At 67.7% G+C, this 25,702-nt stretch carries 25 protein-coding genes and 1 tRNA gene; 18 read left to right on the top strand and 8 right to left on the bottom strand.

Annotated elements, in window-relative coordinates; genetic code table 11:
* Positions 1-60: 60 nt before the first annotated feature.
* The gene (locus ACMGER_RS10400; RefSeq protein ID WP_436812079.1) at positions 61-1,842 is read right to left on the bottom strand and encodes a cation:proton antiporter domain-containing protein; all 1,782 of its coding nucleotides are present in this window, start codon (positions 1,840-1,842) and stop codon (positions 61-63) included.
* Between the two features lie 100 nt (positions 1,843-1,942).
* Here ACMGER_RS10400 and ACMGER_RS10395 point away from each other — a divergent pair, with 100 nt between their 5' ends.
* The gene (locus tag ACMGER_RS10395) at positions 1,943-3,532 is read left to right on the top strand and encodes a cation:proton antiporter domain-containing protein (RefSeq protein WP_436812857.1); all 1,590 of its coding nucleotides are present in this window, start codon (positions 1,943-1,945) and stop codon (positions 3,530-3,532) included.
* Between the two features lie 173 nt (positions 3,533-3,705).
* Here ACMGER_RS10395 and ACMGER_RS10390 read toward each other — a convergent pair whose 3' ends face one another.
* Positions 3,706-4,926: an NADP-dependent isocitrate dehydrogenase gene (locus ACMGER_RS10390; protein WP_436812078.1), complete on the bottom strand. Its 1,221-nt coding sequence runs from the start codon at positions 4,924-4,926 to the stop codon at positions 3,706-3,708.
* A 111-nt stretch (positions 4,927-5,037) separates the two neighbouring features.
* Between ACMGER_RS10390 and ACMGER_RS10385 the strand changes: the two genes are divergently transcribed.
* Together ACMGER_RS10385 and ACMGER_RS10380 are read left to right on the top strand one after the other, a co-directional pair.
* Complete coding sequence (locus ACMGER_RS10385) at positions 5,038-5,766, top strand: phosphatidylserine decarboxylase (protein ID WP_436812077.1); 729 nt, start codon at positions 5,038-5,040, stop codon at positions 5,764-5,766.
* A complete protein-coding gene (locus ACMGER_RS10380) occupies positions 5,766-6,575 on the top strand; it encodes a CDP-alcohol phosphatidyltransferase family protein (RefSeq protein ID WP_436812076.1) in 810 nt (269 codons plus the stop codon). The genes ACMGER_RS10385 and ACMGER_RS10380 overlap by 1 nt, the downstream gene beginning before the upstream one ends.
* Here ACMGER_RS10380 and ACMGER_RS10375 read toward each other — a convergent pair.
* Positions 6,526-6,750, bottom strand: coding sequence for a hypothetical protein (locus tag ACMGER_RS10375; protein ID WP_436812075.1), 225 nt, complete (start codon positions 6,748-6,750; stop codon positions 6,526-6,528). The two genes, ACMGER_RS10380 and ACMGER_RS10375, sit on opposite strands and share 50 nt — an antisense overlap.
* Before the next feature lie 296 nt (positions 6,751-7,046).
* On the opposite strand from ACMGER_RS10375, the gene rpsB reads away from it, so the two are divergent.
* From rpsB to ACMGER_RS10310, 13 genes are all read left to right on the top strand, one after another.
* Positions 7,047-7,904, top strand: coding sequence for a 30S ribosomal protein S2 (gene rpsB / locus ACMGER_RS10370; protein ID WP_436812074.1), 858 nt, complete (start codon positions 7,047-7,049; stop codon positions 7,902-7,904).
* Positions 7,905-8,049: 145 nt separating this feature from the next.
* Positions 8,050-8,982: a translation elongation factor Ts gene (gene tsf, locus ACMGER_RS10365; protein WP_436812073.1), complete on the top strand. Its 933-nt coding sequence runs from the start codon at positions 8,050-8,052 to the stop codon at positions 8,980-8,982.
* 263 nt (positions 8,983-9,245) lie between these two features.
* Complete coding sequence (pyrH, locus tag ACMGER_RS10360; protein WP_436812072.1) at positions 9,246-9,968, top strand: UMP kinase; 723 nt, start codon at positions 9,246-9,248, stop codon at positions 9,966-9,968.
* Positions 9,969-9,980: 12 nt separating this feature from the next.
* The gene (gene frr / locus ACMGER_RS10355) at positions 9,981-10,538 is read left to right on the top strand and encodes a ribosome recycling factor (protein WP_436812071.1); all 558 of its coding nucleotides are present in this window, start codon (positions 9,981-9,983) and stop codon (positions 10,536-10,538) included.
* Positions 10,539-10,676: 138 nt separating this feature from the next.
* The gene (locus tag ACMGER_RS10350; protein WP_436812856.1) at positions 10,677-11,387 is read left to right on the top strand and encodes an isoprenyl transferase; all 711 of its coding nucleotides are present in this window, start codon (positions 10,677-10,679) and stop codon (positions 11,385-11,387) included.
* 1 nt (position 11,388) lies between these two features.
* Entirely contained in the window at positions 11,389-12,162 is a 774-nt protein-coding gene (locus tag ACMGER_RS10345) for a phosphatidate cytidylyltransferase (protein WP_436812070.1), read from the top strand.
* Positions 12,159-13,313, top strand: coding sequence for a 1-deoxy-D-xylulose-5-phosphate reductoisomerase (locus tag ACMGER_RS10340; RefSeq protein ID WP_436812069.1), 1,155 nt, complete (start codon positions 12,159-12,161; stop codon positions 13,311-13,313). The genes ACMGER_RS10345 and ACMGER_RS10340 overlap by 4 nt, the downstream gene beginning before the upstream one ends.
* A 14-nt stretch (positions 13,314-13,327) precedes the next feature.
* On the top strand, positions 13,328-14,437 hold the full coding sequence (gene rseP, locus ACMGER_RS10335; RefSeq protein WP_436812068.1) for an RIP metalloprotease RseP: 1,110 nt from the start codon (positions 13,328-13,330) through the stop codon (positions 14,435-14,437).
* 109 nt (positions 14,438-14,546) lie between these two features.
* Positions 14,547-17,276 (top strand): outer membrane protein assembly factor BamA, encoded by a 2,730-nt coding sequence (gene bamA, locus ACMGER_RS10330; RefSeq protein WP_436812067.1) that lies wholly within the window; start codon positions 14,547-14,549, stop codon positions 17,274-17,276.
* Entirely contained in the window at positions 17,276-17,941 is a 666-nt protein-coding gene (locus ACMGER_RS10325) for an OmpH family outer membrane protein (RefSeq protein WP_436812066.1), read from the top strand. Before bamA ends, ACMGER_RS10325 begins: the two co-directional genes overlap by 1 nt.
* On the top strand, positions 17,938-18,420 hold the full coding sequence (fabZ, locus tag ACMGER_RS10320; RefSeq protein ID WP_436812065.1) for a 3-hydroxyacyl-ACP dehydratase FabZ: 483 nt from the start codon (positions 17,938-17,940) through the stop codon (positions 18,418-18,420). The genes ACMGER_RS10325 and fabZ overlap by 4 nt, the downstream gene beginning before the upstream one ends.
* Positions 18,421-18,627: 207 nt before the next feature.
* Positions 18,628-18,858, top strand: coding sequence for a 50S ribosomal protein L31 (gene rpmE, locus ACMGER_RS10315; protein WP_436812064.1), 231 nt, complete (start codon positions 18,628-18,630; stop codon positions 18,856-18,858).
* A 127-nt stretch (positions 18,859-18,985) separates the two neighbouring features.
* Positions 18,986-19,441 (top strand): hypothetical protein, encoded by a 456-nt coding sequence (locus tag ACMGER_RS10310; protein ID WP_436812063.1) that lies wholly within the window; start codon positions 18,986-18,988, stop codon positions 19,439-19,441.
* A 127-nt stretch (positions 19,442-19,568) separates the two neighbouring features.
* On the opposite strand, the gene ACMGER_RS10305 is transcribed toward ACMGER_RS10310, so the two are convergent.
* From ACMGER_RS10305 to ACMGER_RS10285, 5 genes are all read right to left on the bottom strand, one after another.
* Complete coding sequence (locus ACMGER_RS10305; RefSeq protein ID WP_436812062.1) at positions 19,569-20,099, bottom strand: dihydrofolate reductase family protein; 531 nt, start codon at positions 20,097-20,099, stop codon at positions 19,569-19,571.
* A 163-nt stretch (positions 20,100-20,262) separates the two neighbouring features.
* A complete protein-coding gene (locus tag ACMGER_RS10300; RefSeq protein ID WP_436812061.1) occupies positions 20,263-20,385 on the bottom strand; it encodes a hypothetical protein in 123 nt (40 codons plus the stop codon).
* Between the two features lie 26 nt (positions 20,386-20,411).
* Positions 20,412-20,621: a hypothetical protein gene (locus ACMGER_RS10295; RefSeq protein WP_436812060.1), complete on the bottom strand. Its 210-nt coding sequence runs from the start codon at positions 20,619-20,621 to the stop codon at positions 20,412-20,414.
* A 349-nt stretch (positions 20,622-20,970) separates the two neighbouring features.
* Positions 20,971-23,259: a TonB-dependent receptor domain-containing protein gene (locus tag ACMGER_RS10290; RefSeq protein ID WP_436812059.1), complete on the bottom strand. Its 2,289-nt coding sequence runs from the start codon at positions 23,257-23,259 to the stop codon at positions 20,971-20,973.
* A 211-nt stretch (positions 23,260-23,470) separates the two neighbouring features.
* Positions 23,471-23,560: transfer RNA gene (locus tag ACMGER_RS10285), tRNA-Ser, on the bottom strand.
* A gap of 136 nt (positions 23,561-23,696) precedes the next feature.
* On the opposite strand from ACMGER_RS10285, the gene ACMGER_RS10280 reads away from it, so the two are divergent.
* Positions 23,697-24,743, top strand: a complete 1,047-nt coding sequence (locus ACMGER_RS10280; RefSeq protein ID WP_436812058.1) for a lytic murein transglycosylase — start codon at positions 23,697-23,699, stop codon at positions 24,741-24,743.
* A gap of 124 nt (positions 24,744-24,867) precedes the next feature.
* Positions 24,868-25,695, top strand: coding sequence for an SPOR domain-containing protein (locus ACMGER_RS10275; RefSeq protein WP_436812057.1), 828 nt, complete (start codon positions 24,868-24,870; stop codon positions 25,693-25,695).
* Positions 25,696-25,702: the final 7 nt, after the last annotated feature.

Below are 25,702 nucleotides of genomic sequence, written 5' to 3'. Positions count from 1 at the left end.
GCTAGGGAACGATAGCTTCGCATAATCGGTTCCCGCGCTCCAAGTGCGACGGATGCAGCCTCAGGCGGGATTAATCGAGCCTGAAGCATCCGATCGCACCCGCCGGATGCGCGGTTCGCGGTCGAGTCCGGCCGCTTCCTTGATGCTCTTGCGCATCTCGTCCCGCTTCTCGTGGATCGAGGCGATCACCGGCCCCATCGCCACCCCGATGTCGACCAGCACCGCCTCGGCGAGCTGGAGCGAGCTTTCCAGCGTCTCAGGCACCGCATCGGTGACGCCGGCCTTGTAGAGCTCGACGGCGTGCGCGGCATCACGGGCGCGGGCGACGATCGGCAGGTGCGGCACCCAGGCACGCACGCGACGGGTGAGCGCCACCGTCAGCACCGGATCGTCCATCGTCAGGATCAGCGCGTCGGCATGGCCGAGCCGCAGCCGGTCGACCAGCTCGCTGCGCGCGACGTCGCCGAAGATGACATGGTACCCCTCCCGCCGCGCGGCCATCACCCCATCGATGTCGGCATCGATCGCAAGATAGGGCTTGCCGTGGGCTTTCAGCATGTCCGCGACGGTGTGGCCGACGCGGCCGAAGCCGAGGATCACCGTCCCCGGCGCCTCCGCCACCTCGGGCTCGCCGATCTCCTCTCGGTCCTCCAGCATCCGCGCGATCGTGCGGCCGGCCTTGGCGAGCAGCGGCGTGATGGTGAGCCCGATCGCGGTGACGGTGGTCCAGAAGGCGGCGGTCTCCGGCTGGATCAGCGCGGCGCCGCCCGCGACACCGAGCACGATCAGCGTGGTCTCCGACGGGCTCGCCATCAGCACGGCGGTCTCGGCCGCGGTGCCGACGCCGCTGCCGGAGAGACGCAGCAGCGCGCCGGTGACGATCACCTTCACCAGCATCACCGCGACGATCGCGACGAGGAAGCGGCTCCATTCGGCGGCGACGACGCCGAGGTCCAGCCGCATCCCCACCGTGATCAGGAACACGCCGAGCGCCAGCCCCCGAAAGGGCGCGGTCATCACCTCGACCTCGCTGTGATACTCGGTCTCGGCGATCAGGATGCCCGCGACCAGCGCGCCGACGATCGGCGACAGCCCGGCCGCCACGGTGACCAGGCTCGCGGCGATGACGACGATCAGGCTGGTCGCCAGGAACAACTCCGGACTCTTGGTCCGCGCCGCCTGGCCGAACAGGCGGGGCAGCACCAGCCGTCCCACGACGAACAGCGCCGCCACCGCCAGCGCGCCCTGCAGCGCGACCCGGGCGAGCCCCGCCCAGCCTTCGCCGCCGGCCGATGGCGCCAGCGCGCCGAGCAGGAAGATGATCGGCACCAGCGCCAGATCCTCGAACAGCAGCATCGCGAACGCCGCGCGTCCGACGCGGCTCTCGGTGCCGGTCAGCGGCAGCACCAGCGCGGTCGACGACAGCGCCAGCGCCAGACCGAGCCCGATCGCGCCGTCCACGCCCTCGCCGAACAGATAGAGGGCAGTACCGATCACCGCGGCGGAGGCGAACAGCTCCGCGGCGCCGACGCCGAACACCATGCCGCGCATCGCCCACAGCCGCTTGAGCGACAGCTCCAGCCCGATCGCGAACAGCAGCAGGATGATGCCGAGCTCGGCGAAGGGCTCGATCGATTCCTGGTGCGTGATGGTGAGGTGGTAGAGCCAGGGGAACTCGGGAACGAAGCGGCCCAGCCCGGCAGGGCCGACCAGCATCCCGACCAGGATGAACCCGATCACCGGGCTGATCCGGAACCGCGCGAAAGCGGGGATGACGAGGCCGGCCGCTCCCAGCACGACGAGGGAATCGCTGAAGGCGGTGGAGTTGAGCGGCAGCGGCATGTCCCATTGTTGCGGATGAAATGCCCATGGCGCCAGTGCCGCATGACAAAAAGTTGCTGCCGGCTCGCAATCGCGGCTTCGCGTGCCTAACCTTTTGGCCATGCACCATGTCACGCCGCTGATCGGGATCGTCGTCGTCGGGCTCGTCCTGGCCTTCGTCTTCGGCGCGATCGCGCAGCGGCTGAGGCTGTCGCCGCTGATCGGCTATCTGCTCGCCGGCATCGCCGTCGGCCCGTTCACGCCCGGCTATGTCGCCGACCAGGGGCTGGCGAACGAGCTGGCCGAGCTCGGCGTCATCCTGCTGATGTTCGGCGTCGGCCTCCATTTCTCGGTCAAGGACCTGCTGTCGGTCCGCCGGATCGCGGTGCCGGGCGCGATCGGGCAGATCGCCTGTGCGGTGCTGCTCGGCTGGGGCCTCGGCCATCTGCTCGGCTGGCCGACCGGCGGCAGCCTGATGTTCGGGCTCGCGCTGTCGGTGGCGAGCACGGTGGTGCTGCTGCGCGCCCTGAACGAGCGCCGGATCGTCGACACCGAGCGTGGGCGGATCGCGGTCGGCTGGCTGATCGTCGAGGACCTGGTGATGGTGTTCGCGCTGGTGCTGATCCCGACGCTGGCCTCGGGCGGGCAGGCGATCGGGCCGGCGCTGCTGCTGACGGGAGGCAAGGTCGCCGCCTTCATCGCCTTCATGCTGATCGTCGGCCGCCGCGTGGTGCCCTGGATCCTGCACTGGGTCGCGCACAGCGGCTCGCGCGAGCTGTTCCGGCTGGCGGTGCTGGCGGTCGCGCTCGGCTTCGCGGCGGGGGCGGCGCTGCTGTTCGGGGTGTCGTTCGCGCTCGGCGCCTTCTTCGCCGGCATCATCCTTGCCGAATCGCCGCTCAGCCAGCGCGCCGCCGAGGAGACGCTGCCGCTGCGCGACGCCTTCGCGGTGCTGTTCTTCGTCTCGGTGGGGATGCTGTTCAACCCGGCGATCGTCGTCACCGACACGCTCGCCCTGCTCGCGACGCTGGCGATCATCCTCATCGGCAAGTCGGTCGCGGCCTATGCCATCGTCCGCGCCTTCGGGCGGCCGAATCGTACCGGCCTCACCATCGCCGCCAGCCTCGCGCAGATCGGCGAATTCTCCTTCATCCTCGCCGCGCTCGGCTCGTCGCTCGGCATCCTGCCTGCCGACGCGCGCGACCTGATCCTTGCCGGCGCGATCCTGTCGATCATGCTCAACCCGCTCCTGTTCGTGCTGGTCGATCGGCTCGCGCCGCAGCGGGAGACCGTACCCGCATCGCCGGCGCCGCCGCAGAAGGGCCATGTCGTGCTGGTCGGCTATGGCCGCGTCGGCACGCTGGTCGGCGCCGGGATCGACAAGGGACGGCTGGTGGTGATCGAGGCCGAGAGCGACATCGGCTCCTTGCTCGAAGGCGCTAACGCCGAGATGATCGTCGGCAACGCGGCCGACCCCGACGTCCTCGCTCGTGCCGGCATCGAGGAAGCGCGGGTGCTGCTGGTCGCCATTCCGGATGCGTTCGAGGCGGGTCAGATCGTCGAGCAGGCGCGGCGGCTCAATCCGGACCTCACCATCGTCGCCCGCGCCCACCGCGACGAGGAGGTCGCGCATTTGGGCGAGCACGGCGCCACCCACACCATCATGGGCGAGCGCGAGATCGCACGCCGGATGATCGAGCTGGCAAGGGGCTGACGCCTTAAGAAGAGAGATTCACGCGGAGCCGCGGAGTTTTTGTTCGCGCAGAGTCGCAGACGACGCAGAGGTGCAACCGGCCGCGTGGCGGCCATCACATCACGGATGCAGGCAGTCTCGCTGTCACGAGCAGCTCCCGCTCTGCGCTCTCTGCGCCTCTGCGCGAACAAAAATCAGGCCCAGCCCCCCATCGCCTTCTCGAGGTTGACGCGGATCGCCTCGAAGAACTGCTCGGTGGTCATCCACGGCTGCTCCGGCCCGATCAGGATCGCCAGATCCTTGGTCATCTGGCCGCTCTCGACCGTCTCGACGCATACCTTCTCCAGCGTCTCGGCGAAGCGGGTCACGTCCGGCGTGTCGTCGAACTTGCCGCGATACTTGAGGCCGCCGGTCCAGGCGAAGATCGACGCGATCGGATTGGTCGAGGTCGCCTTGCCCTGCTGGTGCTGGCGATAGTGGCGGGTGACGGTGCCGTGCGCCGCCTCGGCCTCGATGGTCTTGCCGTCCGGCGTCATCAGCACCGAGGTCATCAGCCCCAGCGAGCCGAAGCCCTGCGCCACCTGGTCCGACTGGACGTCGCCGTCGTAGTTCTTGCACGCCCACACGAACTCGCCGTGCCACTTGAGCGCCGAGGCGACCATGTCGTCGATCAGGCGATGCTGATACTCGATGCCAAGTTCGTCGAACTGCGCCTTGAATTCCTTCTCGAACACCTCCTGGAAGATGTCCTTGAACCGCCCGTCATAGGCTTTGAGGATGGTGTTCTTGGTCGAAAGATACACCGGCCACTTGCGGTTGAGGCCGTAGTTGAGGCTGGCCCTGGCGAAGTCACGGATCGATTCGTCCAGATTGTACATCCCCATCGCCACCCCGGCACCCGGGAAGTCGAACACCTCCTCCTCGATCACCTGGCCGTCGGCGCCTTGCCATTTCATCGTCAGCTTGCCTGCGCCAGGCACCTTGAAGTCGGTCGCCTTGTACTGGTCGCCGAACGCGTGGCGGCCGACCACGATCGGATGCGTCCAGCCCGGGATCAGGCGCGGAACATTGCGCATCACGATCGGCTCGCGGAAGACGACGCCGCCCAGGATGTTGCGGATAGTGCCATTCGGCGACTTCCACATCTTCTTGAGCCCGAACTCCTCGACGCGCGCCTCGTCCGGGGTGATGGTGGCGCACTTGACGCCCACGCCATACTTCTGGATCGCCTTCGCGCTGTCGACCGTCACCGTGTCGTCGGTCTGGTCGCGGTGCTGGATGCCGAGGTCGTAATAGTCGAGATCGATGTCGAGATAGGGCTTGATCAGGCGCTCGCGGATCCATTCCCAGATGATCCGCGTCATCTCGTCGCCGTCGATCTCCACGACGGGCGTCTTCACCTTGATCTTCGCCATGCTCGCTTCCTGTCTTGAGGGGGAGGATTGGCGAACGCCCTAGGCAGAAGGATCGGAGCGATCAAGCGGTGCGGCGTTGTATGCGATGCGCCATGTGGTTAGGTTTGCGCGATGACCTCCCTAGACAAGCCCGCCGCCGGTACCACGACGGTCAAGTGGCGCTTCCCTTCGGTCCATCCCGAGGGGCGCAAATATGTGCTGATCACCGCGGCGGTCACGTTCGTGGCCTGGCTGTTCCTGCCCGTCCTCACCTGGCCGTTCATCGGCCTGACGATCTGGGTCGCTGCCTTCTTCCGCGACCCGGTGCGGGTGACGCCGCAGGGGGAGGGGTTGGTCGTCTCGCCCGCCGACGGCCTCGTCACGATGATCGAGCGCGTGCCGCCGCCGCCCGAATTGGCCGGGGAGAACGGATTGGGCGACGCGCCGCGCGTGCGCGTGTCGATCTTCATGAGCGTGTTCGACGTCCACATCAACCGCACGCCCGTAGCCGGCACGATCCGCCAGGTCGTCTACATCTCAGGCAAGTTCCTCAACGCCGACCTCGACAAGGCGAGCGAGGAGAACGAGCGCCAGCATTTCGTGGTCGAGGACCGCTACGGCACGCGTGTCGGCTTCACCCAGATCGCCGGGCTGGTCGCGCGGCGCATCGTCACCTTCGCCAAGCCGGGCGACATCGTCGTCGCCGGACAGCGTATCGGCCTGATCCGTTTCGGCAGCCGCGTCGACGTCTATCTGCCCGAGGACGTCGCCTGCCAGGTCGCGCTCGGCCAGCGCGCGGTGGCGGGGGAGACGGTGATCGGCCGCAAGGGCGTCGAGCCGGTCCTCGGCGTCGCGCAATAATGGCGACCGACGCCGAAGCGCGCCGACGATTGCGCCGCCGGCGCGAGGCACGCGGCATCCCGCTGCGCTCGGTCGCGCCCAATGCGGTGACCGCGCTTGCCCTCTGCGCCGGCCTCACCGCCGTTCGCTTCGCCATCGCCGGCCAATGGGAGCAGGCGGTGCTGATGATCATGATCGCGGCGATCCTCGACGGGATCGACGGGCGGATCGCTCGGCTGCTGCGCGGTGAGAGCCGGTTCGGCGCCGAGCTCGATTCGCTCTCCGACGCGATCAGCTTCGGCGTCTCGCCCGCGCTCGTCCTCTACCTCTGGTCGCTGACCAACGCGCCGCGCTTCGGCTGGATCGGCGCGCTGCTCTACGCCGTGTTCTGCGCGCTCCGCCTCGCCCGGTTCAACGCACGCATCGACCTCACCGACCAGCCGCACAAGTCCGCCGGCTTCCTCACCGGCGTTCCGGCGCCGGCCGGCGCGGGCCTCGCGCTGCTTCCGATCTATCTGTGGCTGTGGACCGAGGAGCCGATGCTCCGTTCGCCTTGGCTGACAGGGCCATGGCTCATGCTGGTTGCGCTGCTGATGGTGTCGAGCCTCGCCACCTACAGCTGGTCGTCGTTCCGCCTCAGGCGCAACATCCGCTTCGAGGCGATCGTGGTGGTGGTCGCGATCGGTGCCGCGCTGGTGTCGGCGCCTTGGCAGGCGCTGAGCGTGCTCAGCCTGCTCTATCTCGCCTCGCTGCCGTTCAGCGTCGCGTCCTATCGCCGCGTCAGGCGGCTGCGCGCAGCGGCGCCGGCCGTACCGCCGCCTGCGCCCTGACGGCCGGCCGCAGTCCGCCGCGCGGCGGCACCGGCGCCAGGACGGGCGGGGGCAGGGCAGGGCCATGCACGAGCAGGTCGACGATCCGTCCCGCCTCGGGCGCCACGGTCGCCCAGATCGTCCAGCACGCCGCGACGAACGCGGCTGCGAACACGAGAAATGCAATGACCGCCATTTACCCTTGGCTCCCATCCAAATCTGTTCCGCGCCGGAATCCAGTGATTCCAGACGCTTGAGGCCGGCATCGGTTGCACTTGCAGGCGTGCCGCTGCCGTCGTTCTCAACTGAGTCACGTTATGTTCTCTTGATGTTCGCAGGTCAAGCCATAATGTTCGCTTGAACCGAGACGGCGTTTGGACTAAGGGCGCCGCCTCAACCCCGCATGGGAAGCTCATAACCCGGTGCCCGGCCGGCGCTCGCGCTCGTCAGGTCATCGCTTCCCAGAGGACCAACCGGAAGGAGTCTATCCCTATGGCGGCACCTGTCGTCACCATGCAGCAGCTGCTCGAATCGGGCGCGCACTTCGGCCACCAGACGCATCGCTGGAACCCGAAGATGAAGCCCTACATCTTCGGCGACCGCAACGGCGTCCACATCCTCGACCTTTCGCAGACCGTGCCGCTGTTCGCGCGCGCGCTGGAGTTCGTGGCATCGACCGTCGCTGCAGGCGGCAAGGTGCTGTTCGTCGGCACCAAGCGCCAGGCGCAGGAGCCGATCGCCGAAGCGGCACGCCGTTCGGGCCAGCATTTCGTCAACCACCGCTGGCTGGGCGGTATGCTCACCAACTGGAAGACGATCTCGGGCTCGATCAAGCGCCTCAAGAGCCTGGAGGAGCAGCTGTCGGGCGACACGCACGGCCTCACCAAGAAGGAAGTGCTGCAGCTCACCCGTGAGCGTGACAAGCTCGAGCTGTCGCTCGGCGGCATCCGCGACATGGGCGGCGTGCCCGACGTCATGTTCGTGATCGACGCCAACAAGGAGGAGCTCGCGATCAAGGAGGCCAACACGCTCGGCATCCCGGTCGTCGCGATCCTCGATTCGAACGTGTCGCCGGACGGCATCGCCTTCCCGGTGCCGGGCAATGACGATGCGAGCCGCGCGATCCGCCTCTATTGCGAGGCGGTGGCGATCGCTGCCACCCGCGGCGGCCAGCAGGCGCAGGTGGCCTCGGGCCGCGACCTCGGCGCGCTCGACGAGCCGCCGGCCGAGGAGGCGCTGGGCGACGTCGGCACCGAGCGCGGCGAGGACGCGGGCGCGGATCCGGAGCATCCGGCCGCGGCCAGCGAGCCCGAGACCGCGCTCGAGGGCGAGCGCCAGATCGACGCCTGAGACGGCGCTTCGACAAGCCCATTCCACCGTTCGTGCTGAGCTTGTCGAAGCACTGTCTTTCTTCTGCAACGCGAGCGGAAGAAGGGCGGCACTTCGACAGGCTCAGTGCGAACGGATTTGACTTTCAGACTTGAGGAAAACGAACATGGCCGAGATCACTGCCGCTGCCGTGAAGGACCTGCGCGAGAAGAGCGGCGCGGGCATGATGGATTGCAAGAAGGCGCTGACCGAGACGAACGGCGACATGGACGCCGCGCTCGACTGGCTCAAGACCAAGGGCCTCGCCGCTGCCGCCAAGAAATCGAGCCGCACGGCGGCCGAGGGTCTGGTCGGCGTCGCCGTCGCCGGACCGAAGGGCGCGGTCGTCGAGGTCAACTCCGAGACCGACTTCGTCGCCAAGAACGACCAGTTCCAGACGTTCGTGCGCGACGTGACCGCGGTCGCGCTCGAGCTCGGCGACGATCTCGCGACGATCAAGGCCGCGCCGCTCGGCGACAAGACCGTCGAGGAAGTGCTGACCAACAACATCGCCACGATCGGCGAGAACCAGGCCGTGCGCCGCGCCCGGCGCCTCGAGGTGTCACGGGGCGCGGTGATCCCCTACGTCCACAACCAGGTCGCACCGGGCCTCGGCAAGATCGGCGTGCTGGTCGCGCTGGAGTCGGACGCGGGCGTCGACGTGCTCGAACCGCTCGGCAAGCAGCTGGCGATGCACATCGCCGCGGCCTTCCCGCTGGCGCTCGACGAGAGCGGCCTCGACCAGGATGTGATCGAGCGCGAGCGCGCGATCGCCACCGAAAAGGCGGCGGAGAGCGGCAAGCCGGCCGACATCGTCGCCAAGATGGTCGAGGGTTCGATCAAGAAGTTCGCCAAGGAGAACGCGCTGCTGAGCCAGCTGTTCGTGATGGACGGCAAGACGCCCGTAGCCGACGTCGTCGCCAAGGCAGGCAAGGATACGGGTGCGTCGATCGTGCTCAAGGACTATGTCCGCTTCCAGCTCGGCGAGGGCATCGAGAAGGAAGCCAGCGACTTCGCCGCCGAGGTCGCCGCGGCTTCGGGCGTGCCGCAGACGAAGTAACCTGCTCTTCCCCTCTCTCCCCTTGTGGGAGAGGGAGGGGCCCGCTGGCGTAGCCGGTGGGAGGGTGAGGGGGCGGTCGCGATGGCGACCGCGCGGCTGCGCTGCAGCCGCTCTCCCTCTCCAAGCTGCGCTAGCCAGCAAGCTGGCAAGCTTCGCTATCCTCTCCCGTCAAGGGAGAGGATGTTGTGACACGCTTCCCTTCGCGACGCGGCACCTCTAAGGTCCGCGCCGCTTCGCTGCCGCTCAGGAAAAACAAGGGCTTCATGACTCTCCCGCGCTTCAACCGCATCCTCCTCAAGCTGTCGGGCGAGGTCCTGATGGGCAGCGGCCAGTTCGGCATCGACCCGGCCATGTGCGAGCGCGTCGCCGGCGAGGTGAAGGCGGCGAAGGAAACCGGGCTCGAGATTTGCATGGTGGTCGGCGGCGGCAACATCTTCCGCGGGCTCGCCGGCGCCGCGCAGGGTTTCGACCGCGCCTCGGCCGATTACATGGGCATGTTGGCAACGGTGATGAACGCGCTGGCGATGCAGAATGCGCTGGAGAAGATCGGCGTCGACACGCGCGTCCAGTCGGCGATCCCGATGGCCTCGGTCTGCGAGCCCTATATCCGCCGCCGCGCGATGCGGCACATGGAGAAGGGGCGGGTGGTGCTGTTCGCGGCGGGCACGGGCCTGCCGTTCTTCACCACCGACACCACCGCCGCCCTCCGTGCCGCCGAGATGGGCTGCGACGCGCTGTTCAAGGGCACCAGCGTCGACGGCGTCTACGATGCCGACCCGAAGAAGGTGCCCACCGCCAAGCGCTACGACACGCTGAGCTTCAACCGCGTGCTCGCCGACGACCTCAAGGTCATGGACGCGAGCGCGGTCGCGCTGTGCCGCGACAACGACATCCCGATCGTCGTGTTCAACATCCGGGACGGAGGCAATCTCGCCGCCGTGCTGCGCGGCGAGGGCACCTCGACCATCGTCCGGAACCAGCCTTGAGAGGACATCCCCATGGCCGCCTATGACAAGTCCGACCTTGAGCGCCGCATGGCCGGTGCGCTCGAGGCGCTGAAGCACGACCTCGCGGGCCTGCGCACCGGCCGCGCCAACACGTCGCTGCTCGATCCGGTCACCGTCGAGGTCTACGGCAGCAACATGCCGCTGGGCCAGGTCGCCACCGTCTCCGCGCCCGAGCCGCGTATGCTGTCGGTGCAGGTGTGGGACAAGTCGAACGTCGGTGCCGCCGACAAGGCGATCCGCTCGGCCGGTCTCGGTCTCAACCCGATCGTCGACGGCCAGACGCTGCGCCTGCCGATCCCCGACCTGACCGAGGAGCGCCGCAAGGAGCTCGCCAAGCTCGCCGGCCAATATGCCGAGAAGGCGCGCATCGCGGTGCGCAATGTCCGCCGCGACGGCATGGACAGCCTAAAGACCGACGAGAAGAAGGGCGTCTATTCGGAGGACGAGCGCAAGCGCCACGAGACCGAGGTGCAGAAGCTCACCGACGCGACGATCGCCGACATCGACGCCGCCACGGCCGCCAAGGAGAAGGAAATCCTCGGCAAGTGAGGAACGTACCTTTCTCAAGCCCCTCCCCTTCAGGGGAGGGGTTGGGGGTGGGGGAGTGCCGCAAGCCGGCTCGCCCGCGGATAGCCCCCACCCCAGCCGCTCCCCTGAAGGGGAGGGGCTGAAGTGGCGACTGCTCTCATGCCCGGCAGCGCGACCGCACCCCGCCACGTCGCGATCATCATGGACGGCAACGGCCGCTGGGCAAAGGCGCGGCATCTGCCGCGCATCGCCGGGCACCGCAAGGGAGTCGAGGCGGTGCGCCGCGTCGCGCGCGCCGCGCGCAAGATGGGCATCGAATATCTGACGCTCTACGCCTTCTCCTCGGAGAACTGGCGCCGCCCGGCCGAGGAAGTCGGCGAACTGATGGGCCTGCTCCGCCGCTTCATCCAGTCCGACATCGAGGAGTTCGTGCGCGAAGGCGTACGCCTCGCGATCATCGGCGACTGGCGCGCGCTGGCGCCCGATCTCGTCCGGATGATCGACGACGTGCTCGCCCGCACCGCCAACAACCCTGGCCCCACCGTGGTGATCGCGCTCAACTACGGCGCGCAGGCGGAGATCGCCGGCGCCGCCCGCCGCTTGGCGGAAAGGGCGCGCGCGGGCGAGCTCGACCCGCAGGCGATCGACGAGACGGCATTCGAGGCCGAGCTGATGAGCGGCGCGCTGCCGCCGGTCGACCTTCTCATCCGCACCTCGGGCGAGCAGCGGCTGTCCAACTTCCTGCTCTGGCAGGCCGCCTATGCCGAGCTGCTGTTCGTCGATACGCTGTGGCCTGATTTCGACGACGCCGCGCTGGCGGAGGCGGTTGCGGCGTTCGGGCGGCGGCAGCGGCGGTTCGGCGGGCTCTGACATGTCCGATCTCGCCGTCCGGTCGGTGGTCGGCCTCGTGCTGGTCGCGCTCGCCATGGCGGCGCTGTGGGCGGGCGGCTTCGCCTTCTGGCTGGTGCTGGTGGTAATGGCGCTGCTGATGACGGTCGAGTGGGCGGCGCTGCGCGGCGGCACCCGGCGCGAGCGGCGGATCGCGCAGTTCAGCCTGTCGGTGCCGCTCGCGATCATGGCGCCGGCGCCGCTCGCCGCCGGGCCGAGCTTCTTCGTGCTGGGGCTGATCGCCGGCGCCGCCTTCTTCGCCGCCGCCGCGACCCGGCGCAGCGCGATCGGCGGCGGCATCCTCTACATCGGCGTGCCGGTGCTGGCGCTGCTGCTGCTGCGCGAGCAGGACGACGGGCTGCTGCTCGCCTTCTGGGCGATGGCGCTGGTGTGGGCGACCGACATCGGCGCCTTCTTCGCCGGCCGCATGATCGGCGGTCCCCGCCTGGCGCCGATCCTGAGCCCCAACAAGACCTGGGCCGGCCTGATCGGCGGCGTGATCGCCGCGGCCTTATTCGCCTTCGCGCTGCATGTCTGGGCCGGCCTGCCGTTCCACCTCGCCGCGGCGACGCCGATGCTGGCACTGCTCGCCCAAGCCGGCGACCTCTACGAGAGCTGGCTCAAGCGCCGCGCCGGGGTCAAGGACTCGGGCAATCTCCTGCCTGGTCATGGCGGGCTGCTCGACCGCCTCGACGGGCTGGTCGCAGTGGCGCCGGCTGCCGCGCTGCTGGTAGGGCTGCCGAAGTGGTTCGGATGAAGACCGTCACCGTCCTCGGTGCCACCGGATCGGTCGGCCGCTCGACGCTCGACCTCGTCGAACGCACGCCGGAGGCGTTCGAGGTGCTCGCGCTCACCGCCAACTGCGACGTCGAGCGGCTGGCGGCGGCGGCGATCCGCACCAACGCCCGCCTTGCCGTCGTCGCCGACGAGAGCTGCCTGCCCGCGCTCCGCGATGCGCTCGCCGGCACCGGCATCGCCACCGCCGGTGGCGCCGATGCCGTGTGCGAGGCGGCAGCGATGGGCGCCGACTGGACGATGGCCGCGATCGTCGGCTGCGCCGGCCTGAGGCCCGTGATGACCGCGATCAGAGCGGGGGGCGCGGTCGCGCTCGCCAACAAGGAGGCGCTGGTCTCCGCCGGCGAGGTGATGACCGCCGCCGCCGCGGCCGGCGGCACCACTTTGCTCCCGGTCGATTCGGAGCACAATGCGATCTTCCAGTGCCTGGAGCCCGGCAACCGCGACGCGGTGCGCCGGATCATCCTCACCGCGAGCGGCGGCCCGTTCCGCGACTGGGACCTGACGGCGATGCGCGCGATCACGCCCGAACAGGCGGTCGCGCATCCCAACTGGTCGATGGGTGCCAAGATCTCGGTCGATTCGGCGACGATGATGAACAAAGGCCTCGAGCTGATCGAGGCGCATCATCTGTTCGCCATGCCCTCCGACCGTCTCGAGATCATCGTCCACCGCCAGTCGGTGGTCCATTCGCTGGTCGAATATCGCGACGGCTCGCTGCTCGCCCAGCTCGGCCCCTCGGACATGCGCGTGCCGATCGCGCACACGCTCGCCTGGCCCGAGCGGATGGCGACCCCGATGGCGCCGCTCGACCTCGTCGCGATCGGCCGGCTCGATTTTGCGCCGCCGGACCCGGTGCGTTTCCCCGCGCTGAGGCTCGCCCGCGCCGCGCTGGAAGCCGGCGGCGCCCGCCCGGCGATCCTCAACGCCGCCAACGAGGTCGCCGTCGCCGCCTTCCTTGACCGCCGCATCGGCTTCCTCGAAATTGCCGCAATCGTCGAGGATACCCTCGGTCGCTACGATCCGGGTGCGCCGGACAGCCTCGATGCCGTGTTGAACGTCGACGCAGAGGCGCGCAGAATAGCCGGTGGCCGTGTAAAGATTGGCGTGTAGAGGATATTCGTAGCTTGACCGAGACCCCCGGCTTTCTCCTGACCATCGCCGCATTCCTGCTGGTGCTGGGTCCGCTCGTGTTCGTGCACGAGCTCGGGCATTATCTCGCCGGCCGCCTGTTCGGGGTGAAGGCGGAGGTCTTCTCGATTGGCTTCGGGCGCGAGATTTTCGGAGTGACCGACCGGCGCGGCACCCGCTGGAAGTTCGCATGGCTGCCGCTCGGCGGCTACGTCAAGTTCGCCGGCGACATGAACCCGGCCGGCCAGCCCTCGGCCGAATGGCTCCAGCTCCCGCCCGCCGAGCGCGCGCGCACCTTCCAGGCCAAGCCGGTGTGGCAGCGCGCGATCGTGGTGGCGGCGGGACCGATCACCAATTTCCTGGTCGCGATCCTGATCCTCGCCGGCTTCGCCTATGCCTATGGCGACAGCCGCACGCCGCCGGTGGTGCAGGAAGTGACCGCGCGCAGCGCCGCGGCGGCCGCGGGCCTCCGGGCGGGTGACCGCATCACCGCCGTCGACGGTCGGTCGATCGAGCGGTTCGACGAGCTCGCCCGCTACGTGTCGCTCCGTCCCGGCGAAGGCGCGGTCCTGACGGTCGACCGCCAGGGCGAGACGCTCGTGCTGCCGGTGACCTTCGCCGTCCGTCACGAGACCGACCGTTTCGGCACGGATTATCGCATCGGGATGCTCGGCGTCCTCTCCGGCCCGCCGGTGCGGGTGCCCGTATCGCTGCTCGATGCGCCTCGGGTGGGCGTGGAGCGCACCGTCGAGATCGTGCGGATGATGGTCGATACGCTCGGTCAGATCATCACCGGCCGCCGCTCGGTGGCCGAGCTCGGCGGACCGGTTAAGATCGCCCAGGTCGCCGGACAGCAGCTCTCGCTCGGCTGGGAGCCGTTCGTCGGGCTGGTCGCACTCATCTCGATTAATCTGGGATTCATCAATCTCTTGCCAGTTCCGGTGCTCGACGGGGGGCATCTGCTTCTCTATGCAGTCGAGGCGGTGAGGCGGCGGCCGGTCGGGCCGCAGGTCCAGGAATGGGCCTTTCGCGGCGGGCTGGCGATGATCCTTGCACTGATGCTGCTGGTCACTTTCAACGACTTGGTTCATGGATTGGCGGGTTGATCGGCCGGGGCGCTTAGGGCAGGGGCCGCGCGGGGGCGCGGCGCCTGCGGGCAGAGATTTCCTTCTGGGGTGGGATTAGGTGACACCGAACTTGGCTTCGACGACTTCCATGCGTGCCGTTGCGCTGCTCGCCGGCACGATGCTGGCCGGCGTGCCGCTTGCCGCCCATGCCCAGGCTGCCGCGCAACAGCAGCAGCCCGCCCAGCAGACCCCGCCGCCGCCGGTCGTCACGACCGTCGCGCCGGCGCCTGCGCCGCAGCATGTGATCCGCTCGCTGCGAGTCGAAGGTTCGCAGCGCGTCGAGCCGGAGACGGTGTTGAGCTACACCCGCCTGCGCGTCGGCCAGCCTTACACCAACGAGACGCTCGACCAGGCGATCAAGGACCTGCTCGCCTCGGACTTATTGGCCGATGTCCAGATCGACGGCGCCGTCACCGGCGACATCGTCATCCGCATCCGCGAGAACCCGATCATCAACCGTGTGGTGCTCGAGGGCAACAAGCGGCTCAAGAACGACAAGATCGAGAAGGAGTTGAAGCTCAAGCCGCGCCAGATCTTCACGCGCACCGCGGTCCGCGCCGACGTCGCGCGCATCATCGAGCTCTATCGCCGCCAGGGCCGCTTCGGCGCCTCCGTCGAGCCCAAGCAGGTCAGCCTCGACCAGAACCGCGTCGACGTGATCTTCGAGATCCACGAGGGCCCCAAGTCCAAGGTCCGCCAGATCAACATCATCGGCAACGAGAAATTCTCGGACGGCGAGCTCCGCAAGCAGATGGCGACCAAGGAGGCGCGCCTCCTCACCATCTTCTCGTCGAACACGTCGTACGACCAGGACCGCCTGGCCTATGACCAACAGAAGCTCCGCCAATTCTACCTGACCGAGGGCTATGCCGACTTCCGCGTGATCTCCGCGGTCGCCGAGCTGACGCCCGACAAGCGCGACTTCATCATCACCTACGTGGTCGAGGAAGGGCCGCGCTACAAGTTCGGCGACGTCACCGTCGACAGCGACATCCGCGATTTCGACGACAAGCGCATGGCGGCGTCGCTCGGGCTCAAGAAGGGCGACTGGTACAATGCCAAGAAGGTCGAGGACACCGTCGACTCGCTGAGCGAGACGGCCGGCGCGTTCGGCTACGCCTTCGCCGAGGTCGATCCCGAGTTCCAGCGCGACCGCGAAGCGCTGACGATGACCCTCAACTTCCACATCAAGGAAGCCAACCGCACCTATGTCGAGAAGATCGACATCACCGGCAACACCCAAACCCAGGACAAGGTGATCCGCCGCGAGATGCGTCTCGCCGAGGGCGACGCCTTCAACACCTTCCTGGTCAAGCGCTCGACCGACCGCATCAACTCGCTCGGCTATTTCCAGGACAAGTTCGAGATCACGCAGCAGCCGGGCTCATCGCCCGACCGTATCGTGCTCGGCGCCAACGTCGAGGAGAAGGCGACCGGCGAGCTTACCCTGTCGGCGGGCTTCTCCAGCCTCGAACGCTTCATCCTCCAGGCCTCGATCCGCCAGCGCAACTTCCGCGGCAAGGGGCAGGACCTTCGCGCCTCGGTCAATTATTCGAGCTATTCGAAGTCGGTCGAGCTCGGCTTCACCGAGCCCTATCTGTTCGACAAGAACATTGCGCTCGGCGGCACGATCTTCCGCCGCGACTACAATGCCTTCAACTACATCGGCGACGATCGTCAGACGACCTATTCGAACGTCTCGACGGGCTTCCAGATCGCGACCGGCGTGCCGCTTACCGAGTATTGGACGCTGTCGGGCCGCTATACGCTGAGCCAGGACGACGTCGGCCTCGACAGGGATACCTTCTACACCAACGGCGTCTGCGATCCGCTCAAGGCCGGCCGCTATCTCTGCGAGGCGATCGGCAACCGCATGACGTCGATGGTCGGCCTGTCGATCTCCTACGACAGCCTCAACAGCCGCCTGCGACCGACCGCCGGCCAGCGCATCTCGCTGAGCGCCGACTTCGCCGGCCTCGGCGGCGACGTGCGCTACGTCCGCGGCCGCGCCGAAGGCTCCAAGTTCTGGAGCGTCGGCCGCGGCTTCATCTTCTCGGTCGTGGGCGAGGGCGGCTACATCCACAGCCTGGAGGGCGACAAGGGTCCGGGAGTCGACAGCGTCCGCATCACCGACCGCTTCTACCTGGGCGAGCCGCAGTTCCGCGGCTTCGACATCCGCGGCGTCGGCCCGCGGGTGCTGCGCTATCAGTACAGCGGCTCGGCGGCGACCGGCGATCAGGCGTTGATCACCGACCGCGACCAGATCACCGACGACGCCCTCGGCGGCCGCGCCTATTATCTCGCCCGTGCGGAGCTCGAGATCCCGCTCGGCGCCGGCGCGCGCGAGATGGGCCTCAGGCCGTCGATCTATCTCCAGGCGGGCGCGCTGTTCGGCCTCAAGCGGCCGCTGCCGACCGCCTCCTTCCCGCAGGCGCGCGACGCGAGCGGCAACCTGCTCTACAACGAGGACGGCTCGCCGACGCTGCTGCCCCTCGTCGACTACATCAGGGATTCGGAAGGCCGGCAGCTCTACACCATCCCCGGCACGAGCACCGTCACCACCTGCGCCGTCGGCTCGTCGGCGACGGCGGGCGGCCCGTGCGTGGGCGACAGCGCGAACACGGTCCTCACCTCGACGATCCAACCTTTCTACGAGGAATACCTCGGCAATTCGGCGAAGCCGCGCCTATCGGTCGGCTTCGGCGTCAACTGGAATTCGCCGTTCGGTCCGTTGCGTATCGACATCGCCAGGGCCCTTCTTACCCAGAAGGGCGACGATCCCAAGCTCATCACTTTCAACGTAGGGACTCAGTTCTGATGAAGACGTTCAAGATGATTCTGCTCGCCGCCGCGGCGGCGATTCCCGGCACCGTCGCGCTGGTCGCGCCGGCCGCCGCCCAGGTCGCTGGCATCGCGGTCGCCAATCCGGAGGCTGCGGTCGCGCGCAGCAGGGCGTGGACCGCTGCGCAGCAGCAGATCCAGACCACCTACAAGGCGCAGATCGACCAGGCCGAGGCCCGCCGCAAGGCGATCCAGGCCGAGCTGCAGCCGCTCTACGCCAAGTTCGAGGCGGATCGTAAGGCGAACGCCGCCCAGGCGACGCTGCGGACCCAGGCTCAGACGATCCAGACCAGGGAGACCGCCGGCAACCAGGAGCTCGCCCGCCTGACCGCCCCGGCGCAACGCGCCCAGGCCTATGCGCTCGAGCAGATCCAGGCGCAGCTCGCCCCCGCGGTGACCGCCGCGACCACCCGCAAGAACGTGCAGCTCCTGCTCCGCCCGGACGCGGCGCTGTTCGCCCAGCCGGCGACCGACATCACCGCCGACGTCACCGCCGAGCTCGACCGCCTCGTCCCGTCGGTCAGCATCACCCCGCCGGCCAACTGGCAGCCCGGCCAGCAGCAGGCGGCGGCGGGAGCCCCGGCCGCGGCGGCTCCGGCGGCTTCGACGACCCCGGCGCGTCCGCAGCCGCAGGGCCGGTGAGCGAAGCGGCTCCAGCCGGCACCGCCTCCATCGGGCCGCTCGACATCGCGCGGGTGATGGCGGCGTTGCCGCACCGCTATCCGATGCTGCTGGTCGACCGTGTCGAGGAGCTGATCCCCGACCGGTCGATCGCCGCGATCAAGGCGGTGACAATCAACGAGGGCTTCTTCCAGGGCCATTTTCCCGGCCGCCCGATCATGCCCGGCGTGCTGATCGTCGAGGCGTTGGCGCAGGCCGCCGGGGTACTCGCGGTCGAATCGCTCGGTCTCGCCGGCTCGGGCAAGCTCGTCTATTTCATGGCGATCGACGAGGCGAAGTTCAGGAAGCCAGTCGAACCCGGCGTGCTGCTCCGCCTCGAGGTCGAGTTCGTCCAGAAGCGCGCCACCGTCTGCAAGTTCGCTGGCCGCGCGCTGATCGATAGCCAGGTGGCGGCGCAGGCCAACTTCACCGCGATGATCGCCGATCCGCCGAGCGCCTGACGGGGAGGGGCGGGGACGCACCCGCTCAATCCGTCATCCCGGCGGAAGCCGGGATCTCCATGCGAGTCGCGCCTCCGCCCGAGGTCCCGGCTTTCGCCGGGATGGCGGCTTGTTGACGAAACTTGCCATTGGGCGCGCGTCACTGTAGGGGCGCGCCTTCCTTTTTGGCTGGTCGGAAACCAGCCGCCGACAGGAGCCTTGAATACCATGAAAAAAGATACCCACCCCGATTACCACATGATCAAGGTGCAGATGACCGACGGCACCGTGTTCGAGACTCGCTCCACCTGGGGCAAGGAAGGCGACACGATGCAGCTCGACATCGACCCGCTCGCGCACCCGGCGTGGACGGGCGGCAACAAGCAGCTGCTCGACGCGGGCGGCCAGGTCGCGCGCTTCAACAAGCGCTTCGGCGGCCTCAGCCTCGGCAAGAAGTAAGCTTCCGACCATACCGCCGCGAGCCGGGGCCGGTTCGCGGCGGCGACAAAAACTCGCGGCCGTTTAAGGACTTGCGGGATCGAATGACTTGCGTCAGCATTATACCGTTCACCAGAGGGAACGGTGGATGCTGGTTTGCGCTCTGTCAGGGATCATCGCGGTCATGCTCGCGGCGCCGGTTTCACCGCAGGGCGAGGGCGTTGCGCTGAAGAACCGGACGGTCGCCGTACCCAATCTCACCGCCCGAGCGCCGGCAAGGGTCGCGTCCGCGTTACGTCCTGCCGCGACGCGCAGGGCTTTCATCCCCGTCGCCGCTGCCGACATGCCGGACTTGGCGAAACGTCCCCAGACGCTTCGCTCCGCCGTTCGGCGTGAGCGCTTCGAGCGATCCTTCGTGCCGATCGAGCGTGCGAGCGTGCGCGCCCTCCGCCTCGACCCGCCCCCACGCGAGGCCCGCGGCGGCGGCCCGCTCGACACCAGGCTGACGCTGCGCCTGGTCGGCGATGCAGGCGGCGTCGCGTCGAGCGACCTCGGCGTGAACGGCGGCATCGCGGGTCTGGTCGATCGGGTGATCGAGCGATGAGCGAAGCAGAACGGCAGACCGCGCCCGATGAAGATGAGCGCTGCTCCTGCAGTGTCACTCCCGCGCTGTAGCGTCACGATAACCAAACCGGACTTCGGCGGCGATTTCCGTCCGGCGAAACACCGGATCAGGCAGGGACGTAGGTCAACCTGATCACGTCCTCGCCAATCCGATCATTGGCCATAAGGCGGAGCGGCGGCCGGGGCCCTGCGAAGTACGGCTTGCCGTGGCCGAGCACAACCGGGTGCAGGTAAATGCGGTACTCATCGATCAGGCCGAGTTCGGTGAGGCTTCGCGCCAAGGCTGGGCCGGCAACTTCGATCTCCCCGGCGCGCGCGGTCTTCAGCTCCCGGATTGCGCCCTCCAGATCATCCTCAACAAGCGTGGCGTTAGGACCGACCGACTTCAACGAGCGCGAGACGACCCATTTCGGCTGCTTTCGCCACGCCGCCGCGAAGGCGCGTTCCTCTGCATCCCACTCAGGATGCTCGTCGTCCCAATAACGCATGACCTCATACATTCGGCGACCGTACACGCTGCCTGCCTGCTCCTGAGCCTCCTCGATGAAATGGCGGAAGAGCGTAGGGCTTGGCGCAAACGCCATATGGTCGACGTAGCCGTCCAGGGACTGGTTCATCCCAAACACGAGCTTAGCCATCCCGCTTCCTTTCCTCACGCGGCACGCGCGCGATTCTGATTGTGTTATGCAATCGGTTATAAGCTAGCTCGACTGATTTTACATCGCAATCGGTTCTTGCAGTGCGCATGAACGCCGATGGACGGCGGCTCCTCTGGCCGATAGCTGCCGTAAGCACTCGCATTCAGCGCGTGAGCAGTTGCCTCCGCCCCGCCGCGATAAAGGTCGCCACAAACATTTGCATGAAGATCATCGTCAGCCAGTCGAGCGGTGCAGGCGCGGCCACGAAGCCGAGATGGGCCAGCATCGCCCAGCCGCCACCGAGCATGAGGATCAGGTAGAAGCGGCAAGGCCCAGCACGATCAACAACAGCCCGCAGGCAATCATCCAGACGAAGCTGTAAAGAAGCAACCGGCCGCGTTCGCGCAGGTCTTCGGCAGCCACATCGTCGTCGATGAGGTCGGCGCGCGTGTGAGCACTCGTCGTGGCGAGGATGCCGAGGACAGCGACGATGAGGAGGAGCCTACCCCCACGGCGATCCATTCCGAGGCTCCCATCGGGCCCAGTGTTCCCGCGCGGGCCAACGTGCTGAAGCCCCACACGAGGAGCAGGCAGGCGATGATGGCCACCGCGTCCCTGATCGCGAAATTGCGGAAACTCCGGAAACCGAAGGGCCGCTTCCGGCTGCTGAAACCGACCACCGCCATTGAGAATATCAGGCACAGGCCCAGTATCGCAGCGGCCTGCTTCGATTGGAGCACCGCTCGGATGCCGTCCTCATGCAGGAGCGAGATGCCGCGGAGCCTGCCATAGCGATTTTGGCAATGTCGCAGGATTTCGAGAGCGATGTGGACGAAGGGGCGGGCGAGCAGGTGCTCGCCGCCACAAAATGTCAGAATGTATGGCGCATGCCGATCGCTACGCTGCGGCCGCGCAGCGGTGACTGGTCCTTCACGAACGACGTATGGGCATACGCCAGTTCGTTGAGCAGGTTGGTGCCGCGCACATAGAATTCGACGGCCTTGGCCTGACCCAGATCGAACCGGTAGCTTAGTGTCGCATTGACCATCTCGTAGCCCGGCGTGCGCGTTTCGTAGGACGCGAACTGGGTCTGGGCGAGGGTGTGGTAATATTCGACATCACCCGACAGCGGACCGGCGCTGTGTTCATAACGTGCGCCAAGCCGGCCCGGTGGGATGCGGGGCAGGTTATCATTCTCGGACTTCAGCTTGGCATCGACATAGTCGCCGAATACCGTCATGCGCGACGCTGGCGTGAACCGATAGCTGATCTGCCCGTCGATGCCGGCGAAGCGCGCATCCGCCGCCGTGTAGATCAGGAAATTATGCGGGATGCCTGTCTCGGTCTCGGTCTCGATCAAGCGCGCGAACACATAGTCGCCGATATCCTGATAAAACAGGCCGACTTCGAATTCGAGCGGGCCGCCGGTCTTGCGGAAGGTCAGATTGATAGAATCGGTGGTCTCCAGAACATCCTCGGCCGAAACGCCCTCTTCCTCGAGAACCGGATTGCCGACGGCGAGGCCCAGTTCGTAGCTGTTGGTCGCGAGATTGTTGCCACGCGCATAGAGTTCGCGGACGCTTGGCGCGCGCTCGGTATGACCGAGCGACAGCGCCGCGGCAAAGCCATCGCCGATGTTCCAGGTCGCACCGATCGACGCCGAGAACGGATCATGTCTGGCGGGAGGATTTCTGCTCAGGAAAGATTCGATCGTTTCGTCTTCGATCGCCTGCTTCCAGTTGGGCCCGTAATAATCCCCGAAGATCTCGTCGTAGATCGCCTCCATCTCGGGCGTCAGGGTGAATAAGAATGTGGGTCGCGCGACCCGGATCGTGCGCCAGTCCTTGCGGGCGGCGATCTCGACATCAAGCGCTCCGAACGAGCGGCGCTCGCTCAGGAACACGCCGATGTTCTCCGTCAGGTGATAATAAGGCGGGACTGTCCCATAGGCGTTATCGGGGAACGGCACGTGCAGGTCTTCGACGTTGATGCCGCTGAACGTGGCGTCGGTATATTGGATGCCCAGCGTGCCGGTGAAGCCGAGCACCGGCCTGTGGGTCAGTTCCAGGCGTCCGTCCCAGACTTCGTTGGTATAGCGGGTGAAGAGCAGATCGCCGTCGACCTCGTCATGCGCATAGTCCGTGTAGGAAAGGCGCAGACGCGTGCGGGAGAAGCCCGGCAGCAGGTCGTCGTAGTCGGCACGCACGTCGACACGGTCGCTGCGCAGCTTGATATAGGCGGTATGATCGTCCGAACCCCCGAACGGGTCGTCGAACCCACCATGGGCCTCGCAATGCAGATCCAGGCCGTGCGTGTGGCAGACGCCGTTCAGATGGCTATGGCCGGGTAGCCCATAGTCGCTTTCCATCCGCGTATAGGCGGCGCCGAAATAGCCCTTGGACGTAATCCACGACGCGCCGACGGAATAGCTCGTGCTCTCGGCGAAGGAATCGCGCAGCTTGTCCGAGCCATAGACATTGGGAACGTCATAGTCCTCGGCCTTGCGGCGCGCGCCCTCGGCATGGATTGCGAACTGGCCGATGCCAGCGGTGACGCGGCCGACGACCGTCTTCTCCTCGTCGCCGGTCCCGTAGCGCACCTCGGTCGCGCCGGTCAGCCTGCTGATCGGCACCGCCTTGGGCACCTTACTGTCGATCAGGTTGATCGCGCCGTTGGTCGCGTTCCCACCAAAGCGGATAGCGGCCGGCCCGCGCTGGATCTCGATCGCATCGAGCAGCAGCGGATCGGTAGTGATGGCGTGATCGGGCGAGATCGACGACACGTCGAAGAGATTGGCGCCATCGGTCAGCACTTCGATGCGCGGCAGCGTCTGCCCGCGGATCACCGGGCGCGAGGCGCCGCCACCGAAATTGTCGAGGTGGACGCCCGGCAGCCCGGCGAGCGTTTCGCCCAGACCGCCCTGGCGGCGATGCGCCAACTCGTCGCCGGCAAGCACCTGCACCGGCAAGACAGTCTCTTCGGTCTCGAGCGAGCGGCCGGTGACGATGATGTCAGCGGAACGTTCCCGTTCGCGCTTTTCCCGTTCGCGCTCTCTTGGCTCGCTGGAGACTTCTTGACCCAAAGCAGGCACCGGAGCTCCAAGCGCCATCGCCGCTGTTGCCAGCAGCGCGGCTGCGCTTCGACTATTAGTCAGACGCATGAATTTGTTGCTCCACCCTCATTCAAGGGCGCGCCTATGATATGTTATACTGCATCGTCAATGGCCCGAGTGATGGGCTCGCCGGAGAGTGCTGGTCTGGGTACGGCGAACGAAAGCTGACCGGCGCCCAAGTCTCACAAGTCGTCATTCCGGGATTGAGCGGCGTAGCGGGGGCGGCTTAAAATTAGGAAGCGACGGCAACGGCGGCGAATGGCGGAAGAGGTGGGATTCGAACCCACGGACGGCTTGCGCCGTCGCTGGTTTTCAAGACCAGTGCCTTAAACCACTCGGCCACTCTTCCTCGCCCGATGCGGGGCTGCCACCCGGCCACTTCTCCGCGCAAGCGGTGCGCCCGCTTACCGGCCCTGCGGCCATTTGTGCAAGTCGCGGGAGATTGGGGGTTTCGCGCGCCCCGCCGGCTGTGGCACACATGCCGCATGTCGGGGGTTAGCGTGCGTCTGCGTCATCTGGGTCTCACCATCGCGCTCGCCTGTGCCGCGCTCGCCGGAGGAACGGCCAGCGCGCAGGACGATAGCGCCGGGCTCCAGGACTTCCTACGATCGATCCGGTCGAGGGCGATCGCCGAGGGTGTCTCGCCGGCGACCTTCGATTCGGTGGCGCCGACGCTGACCTACAACCCGCGCGTGATCCAGCTCGACCGCGGCCAGCCCGAGGCTGCGCCCAACGCGCCGATCCCGCCCTTCGCCCCCTACAAGGCGCAGCACGTCGATGCCGCGCGCATCACCGCCGGCCGCGCCGCCTACCGGCGCTCGCGCAGCCGGCTCGCCCGCATCGAGGCGGAGACCGGCGTCCCCGAGCAGATCATGGTCGCGATCTGGGGCCACGAGACCAACTACGGCCGGGTGATGGGCGGCTTCGACCTGCCGCGCAGCCTGGCGACGCTCGCCTATGAGGGCCGCCGCCGCCAGCTCTTCACCGAGGAGTTCATCGCCGCGCTCAAGATGATCGACCGCGGCGTGCCGCGCTCGCGCCTGATCGGCAGCTGGGCCGGCGCGTTCGGCGGCCCGCAGTTCCTGCCGTCGGTCTATCTCCGCCTCGCCCGCGACGGCGACGGCGACGGCCGCACCGACATCTGGAGCAGCGAGGCGGATACGCTCGCCTCGATCGCCAATTATTTCGTGAATGCCGGCTGGCGTCCCGGCCAGCCCTGGGGCTTCGCGGTGACGGTGCCGGGGAGCCTCAACCGCGCCGCACTCGGCACCTCGACGGTCAGTCCGCGCTGCCCGCGGGTCCACGAGCGCCACAGCCGCTGGAAGACGATGCGCGAATGGCGCGCGCTCGGCCTGGTGCCGCAGGGGAGGGGATGGCCGGCGGATAACGTGCTGGCGACCTTGCTCGAGCCCGACGGGCCGGGGCGCACCGCCTATCTCCTCACCGGCAATTATCGCGTGATCCTCGATTATAATTGCTCGAATTTCTATGCGCTTTCGGTAGGGCTGCTCGCCGATGAGATCATGCGCTAGGATAGATGGGCAACACTTTAGCCCCTCCCCTTCAGGGGAGGGGTTGGGGTGGGACCTGCCCGCAGGGGAGCCGGCCCGCGGCATTGCCGCGCTCCCAACCCCTCCCCTGAAGGGGAGGGGCTTGATGGCGATCGGCGCCGGCCTTCTCCTTCTCGCGACGGGCCAGGCGGCCGCCCAGGTGCAGCCACAGGACGCGGCAGCCTTCCAGGAGCCGCCCGGCGACGGCCCGCGCGGCTCGTCGCAGGCTAAGCCCGGCGAAGTCCGATACGACGAGGTCGGTTATGCCGGCCTCGCCGAGCTTGGCGGTGTCTCGATCGCGAGCTCGACATTGCCGTCCGGCAGCTATGTTGAGGTGACGGCGCTCGACAGCGGCAGGACCATCCTCGCGGTGGTGACCGGCAACGGCTCCCCCGGCCGGCTCGCGCTGCTGTCGCCCGGTGCGGCGTCGGCGCTCGGCATCGCCGGGGAGCGGGCGCCGGTGCGCGTGCGGCGCGTGACGCCGCCGCCGCAGGACATGGCGCTGCTGAGCGCGGGCAAGGCCGCATCGGGCCGCAGCGATGCCCCGAAGGCGCTGCTGGTCCCGCTGCGCAAGCGGCTCGGTCCGCCGTCGGGTGCGACGGCGCCCATCGCCACCGCGTCCGTGCCGCCCGCTGCTTCGCCGAGCCCGCCCACACCATCGCCAAGGCCCGCACCACCTCCAAAGAAAGTCCCGGCCAGGGCCTCCACACCCGCGCCGCGCCACGTCGCCGGCTATTATGTCCAGGTCGCCGCGCTCTCCAGCCGCGCCCGTGCCAACGCGTTGGCGAGCAGCATCGGCGGCACCGTCGAGCCGGCCGGCGCGCTGTTCCGCGTCCGGCTCGGCCCGTTCCCCGATGCCGCATCCGCCGGCCGCGGTCGCGCCGCCGCCGTGCGGCAGGGCTATCCCGACGCGCGCATCGTCCGCATGAATTGATCCACCC

The organism is Sphingomonas astragali (assembly GCF_051400615.1).
Lineage (GTDB): Bacteria > Pseudomonadota > Alphaproteobacteria > Sphingomonadales > Sphingomonadaceae > Sphingomonas.
The sequence above is the reverse complement of the archived record's forward strand: the minus strand, read 5'-3'. Positions and strand labels throughout refer to the sequence as shown.